At 57.2% G+C, this 3702-nt stretch carries 6 protein-coding genes and 1 pseudogene; all 7 read right to left on the bottom strand.

The genetic code is table 11. From position 1 onward, the window contains the following. Positions 1 to 180 (bottom strand): annotated as a pseudogene (locus tag APA10_RS11645) (hypothetical protein); the annotation flags it as partial. Next, entirely contained in the window at positions 177 to 587 is a 411-nt protein-coding gene (locus tag APA10_RS11640) for a hypothetical protein (protein ID WP_003628631.1), read from the bottom strand. The gene APA10_RS11640 and the pseudogene APA10_RS11645, both read right to left, overlap by 4 nt. Further along, positions 562 to 909: a hypothetical protein gene (locus tag APA10_RS11635; protein WP_003628632.1), complete on the bottom strand. Its 348-nt coding sequence runs from the start codon at positions 907 to 909 to the stop codon at positions 562 to 564. The genes APA10_RS11640 and APA10_RS11635 overlap by 26 nt, the downstream gene beginning before the upstream one ends. Then, entirely contained in the window at positions 906 to 1550 is a 645-nt protein-coding gene (locus tag APA10_RS11630; protein WP_174714345.1) for a head-tail connector protein, read from the bottom strand. Before APA10_RS11630 ends, APA10_RS11635 begins: the two co-directional genes overlap by 4 nt. Positions 1551 to 1561: 11 nt before the next feature. Continuing rightward, a complete protein-coding gene (locus tag APA10_RS11625; protein ID WP_003628634.1) occupies positions 1562 to 2803 on the bottom strand; it encodes a phage major capsid protein in 1242 nt (413 codons plus the stop codon). Continuing rightward, a complete protein-coding gene (locus APA10_RS15520; protein ID WP_276325083.1) occupies positions 2796 to 2924 on the bottom strand; it encodes a hypothetical protein in 129 nt (42 codons plus the stop codon). Before APA10_RS15520 ends, APA10_RS11625 begins: the two co-directional genes overlap by 8 nt. Before the next feature lie 68 nt (positions 2925 to 2992). Beyond that, the gene (locus APA10_RS11620; RefSeq protein ID WP_276325084.1) at positions 2993 to 3478 is read right to left on the bottom strand and encodes an HK97 family phage prohead protease; all 486 of its coding nucleotides are present in this window, start codon (positions 3476 to 3478) and stop codon (positions 2993 to 2995) included. Positions 3479 to 3702 lie beyond the last annotated feature (224 nt).

Below are 3702 nucleotides of genomic sequence, written 5' to 3'. Positions count from 1 at the left end.
CAGACTTTCTGGAAGCCCAGAAAGAGAACGGTATGGGCATACAGCCGTGCGGCATCCTGCGGGGGCGTTCTGTTCAGCAATAGCCACAGCGGCAGACGTGCTATCCGCATCAATTTCTACTGATCCCAGCTGGAAAGTGCCAGAATTGGCAGCCGTTTCGTAAAGCGGGAAGAATTTCATGTCAGAATGTCCTGATATTGATAGTTGATCCCCAGAGAAAACCGCACACGGTTGCCGGTCTGGCTCAGATCTGGCGGATCAAACATATGGCCAAGGTAGATGATGCCCGTTGGCAGGTTTGTGGCCTGCCTGAAGGCCACGGACATAGCCTTGCGCAATTCCAGAGCTTCCAGCGTTCCTGTGCCCTTGGGCACCATCAGATGCAGCCAGATGGTGCCATCCTCCAGATCTACCGGCTCACCTGCGCCTGCACGGTCTGCCAATCCGGCCGCCGTTTCCATCACCCAATACGGGCCATCTGGCACGGTGATGTTCTGGCCTGCTGGATCCAGAAGTTTCAGCTTCTGGGTGTCAGCAACGGCCTGAGCGCGTGTCCAGGCATCAGAGAAGACTGCTGGCGTTGTCATGCGTCTCGCCTCCTGCGGCAATCAATGTCCAGCCGCAGACGGTTGGCCCATCGTAAACGGGCTGCGCATCTGTCAGCGTGTAGGTTTTGGGGCCGTCCTGCACCCGGTCATCCTGGGCAGGCATGCCGTAACCGGAAAGCGCATCCGCCATGACCTGTGCCACGAATGGAGCCTGCGCCATGTCGTTCGTGATCTGGGCAGACTGTGCGGGCGGTGCGTAGGCCATCAGTGTAACGCTGGCCGTGCCGCTTGCCCTGGACAGCACCATCTGGCGGCCTTTGGTGGCGATCTGGCGGCGGCGGCGATCTGTGCGGTAGCTCATCCGATACCCCCGGTCTGATAGCTTGTGAGAATATCCACCGCAGGTTGTGGCATGCCTCCAGATCCGGCAGATGGTGCATTCCAACTGGTGGAACCCACCCCTTGCTCGCTTTCCGATTTCAGGTTGGGATCTCGCCCCTTGGCATACCATATGGCCGCCGCCGTGAGCCGTATTGCCTCCTGAAGATCCTGCGGCACGATATTCGTGCCAGCGTTTTCCGTACCCGGTGCGACATATCCGGCCGTATATTGGACGGTATAGATCCCTGGCATCCATCCCGGCATTCTGGCATCAGGCGGATACACCATGGCGGCATCAGGATCGAAAGGAAGATCCTTGATCTGCTCTGGTGCGAGAGAAAGCTCTCCCACGCAGAATGACTGAATGCTGACCAGAGGATATCGGCCCAGGCAAAGCACGTCCTGTGCGACACCAGGCCGTACCATGAACGTATCCTGCCATTGCGCCTGCATGAGAGGCCTACCGATAAACTTCAGAGCTTTTGCCGAAGCCTCCAGCAGCAGCCGTGTCAGCTCTGCGTCCTGCGTATTGTCGGAAATACTGAGATCCGCTTTCAGATCATTCAGAAGCGCCAACGGCTGAAGAGCTGCTGGCGCACTGATTTGCACAGTACGCCTCATTGCTCTGTTCCTCAGTGGCCAGTGGTGGTGCCTGAAGTCGGTGCAGCCGTATCAATGCCGGTGAAGTCACCGTTGATAATGGCCTGGGGACGGTAAACAACCAGCGTGGTGCGCTCTTCCGCCAGAATGGTCACCATCCCTTTTACGAAGTTATCCCGATCTTCGGTGGAGATGGAAACAGTGGCATCCTCACGGTCAAACAGCTGCGCCGCAAGGCTGAAGGCCCCGGTCATGAACTTGCCCTGCGCCATGGCCAGAGATTCAGCTACCGGCAGTCCCCATAGAACCGGGCCAGCTATGCCCATGGGATTGGCGAACACATACCGGCTCACACTATCCTTGGTCAGCTCAATGCTGGCCCAGTCAGTCGGGTTCAGGATGTGCCCGGTTGCCGGGTATTCTGCCAGCGTGGTCTGCAACATGCCCAGACGCAGACGGTCAATCATCGTCTCGCCTTTTACCGTCACGCCAGCAGGCTGCTCGTATTTTGTGGACTGCGCCAGAAGCCCCAGAATGCTGGTGCCTGTGCCATCGCCATTCAGGAAGGAAAGGTCTTCCTTGTAAGCAAGGCCATAGCGCAGACGCCCATCGATGTAGGTCTGCAACTGTGGTGCATCAGCAAGGATGGATTTGGACGCCATGACGAAATGCGCGATGGTACGCACTGGCAGCGTATTCAGGGAGAAGCTGATATCTGACTGCGGATACGCATTGCCGGGGTTTTCTGCCACGAAATCAGCACTGTTCGTGAACAGCGTTTCCTTGACGTAGTCCACGGAATTGGACTGCGTGTTCCCAGGCATCAGCAGATCACGGATCACCAGCCGCCGATTGGGCTGGGCAATGATCTGCGGCTGGCGGTCTGCCACAACCAGCGCCGAAGTGCCAGATGTGCCGGTGGAACTGGCAGAGGTGATGTTTTTCATCTCCACCTGCACGGTGCCCTTCCAGCTGGTGCCACGTTCCATGGCGGCCTTGACTTCGTCAGACGCCACGAACTTCTGCCCGATACTCTGGGGCTGCTGTTCTGTAGGCTTACCGCCACGGGATGATTTCTGCTCCAGTTCCGTCACGCGGGCAGACATTTCGGTCAGAGCAGTCAGCGCCTTGTCTGCACTGGCTTTGGTTTCATCCGTCACCTTGCCAAGGTTTTTCATCTCAGTCTTGGAGGTTTCAGCAAACTTCTTGACCTCATCCGTAGCGTCAGAAAGCTGTTTGATGGCGGCTTTGTATTCAGTGTCCAGTTCAGACATCAGGGGTGACCTTGCCAAGGTTTTTCAGCTCGGCCTTGGACGTTTCAGCAAACTTCTTGACCTCATCCGTGGCATCAGAAAGCTGCTTGATGGCGTTTTTGTATTCGTTTTCGTCAGACATCAGGTTTTTCCCATAAAAAAAGCCGCCTCAATGGGCGGCTGTGGTGAATGAAAAGCGGTTTTGTCAGATCACAGACGAAAACCGGAAAGACCAGGGGGCACCAGAGAAGATCCGGACTTGGGTGCTTCCTCGCCACGTACAGCGGCCATCAGGCCAGCCGTTACGGATTTCAGCTCCGGTAGCATGGGAATTTTCCCATCCTGCAGCGCCTGCTTCATGCCTTCGGGCATGCGCTGGCCTGTCAGAGCCTCATAGGCATCCTGCAAATGCTCCAGCAGCTGCTGGCGTTCCTGCGCCGTGGGGGCATCGTTCCCTTTCAGGGATTTCTGATAAATGCCTAGCGCGGCTTCCAGCGCCTGCACGGCAACCGTTGGCTGCACTGTGGATTTGAAGGCATCACCCCAGCGCCGTTTGAGATCCGTGACACGGGCCTGCGCATTGCTGGGATCATCCACAAGGCTGACCTCATACAGATTGGCCTGCTTGATCTGGCGGCGTGGCCCTGTGGGCTGCGTCATTTTGACAGCACCATCCTTGGGGATGCTGAAGCCAATGGACAGACCGGGGCGGCTGTGGGTGAATGAAAAGCGGTTTTGTCAGATCACAGACGAAAACCGGAAAGACCAGGGGGCACCAGAGAAGATCCGGACTTGGGTGCTTCCTCGCCACGTACAGCGGCCATCAGGCCAGCCGTTACGGATTTCAGCTCCGGTAGCATGGGAATTTTCCCATCCTGCAGCGCCTGCTTCATGCCTTCGGGCATGCGCTGGCCTGTCAG

The sequence above is a fragment of the Acetobacter pasteurianus subsp. pasteurianus LMG 1262 = NBRC 106471 genome (assembly GCF_000285275.1).
In the GTDB taxonomy this organism is placed as follows: Bacteria; Pseudomonadota; Alphaproteobacteria; order Acetobacterales; family Acetobacteraceae; genus Acetobacter; species Acetobacter pasteurianus.
Note: the sequence above shows the minus strand (reverse complement) of the source record. Positions and strands in the feature narration are given on the sequence as shown.

Bases quoted from the DNA above. Each gene is read 5' to 3' on its own strand.
- APA10_RS11640 (WP_003628631.1), bottom strand. From the start codon at position 587: ATGACAACGCCAGCAGTCTTCTCTGATGCCTGGACACGCGCTCAGGCC.
- APA10_RS11635 (WP_003628632.1), bottom strand. From the start codon at position 909: ATGAGCTACCGCACAGATCGCCGCCGCCGCCAGATCGCCACCAAAGGC.
- APA10_RS11630 (WP_174714345.1), bottom strand. From the start codon at position 1,550: ATGAGGCGTACTGTGCAAATCAGTGCGCCAGCAGCTCTTCAGCCGTTG.
- APA10_RS11625 (WP_003628634.1), bottom strand. From the start codon at position 2,803: ATGTCTGAACTGGACACTGAATACAAAGCCGCCATCAAACAGCTTTCT.
- APA10_RS15520 (WP_276325083.1), bottom strand. From the start codon at position 2,924: ATGTCTGACGAAAACGAATACAAAAACGCCATCAAGCAGCTTTCTGAT.